The organism is Aquabacterium sp. A08 (genome assembly GCF_011742065.1).
Window position 1 is genome coordinate 1 of sequence record NZ_JAAQQT010000510.1, and the last position, 413, is coordinate 413.

General features: G+C 68.5%; 1 protein-coding gene. It reads right to left on the reverse strand.

Annotation, left to right across the window (positions count from 1 at the left end; genetic code table 11):
- On the reverse strand, positions 1-413 hold a 413-nt coding region (locus HA630_RS27395), incomplete at both ends, for an RNB domain-containing ribonuclease (protein WP_166832120.1).

Here is a 413-nt window from a genome sequence, read left to right on the forward strand (position 1 = left end):
TAGGCCTGGACCTCGCCCTTGGCGTTGACCATCATGTCGCAGACCATGCACAGGCGCTCCACCTCGGGGTTGAGCGAGCACAGGCCGTTGGACAGCTTCTCGGGCAGCATCGGGATGACGCGGCGCGGGAAGTACACGCTGGTGGCGCGGTCGTAGGCGTCCACGTCGATGGGCGAGCCGGTCTCCACATAGTGGCTCACGTCGGCAATGGCCACCAGCAGACGCCAACCCTTGCCGCGTCCGACCTTGGCCGGCTCGCAGTACACCGCGTCGTCGAAGTCGCGCGCGTCTTCGCCGTCGATGGTCACCAGCGGCACGTCGGTCAGGTCGATGCGGCCACGCTTGTCGCTGGCGCGCACCTTGTCGGGCAGCCCGCGCGACTGGGCCAGCGCGGCCTCGGAAAACTCGTGCGG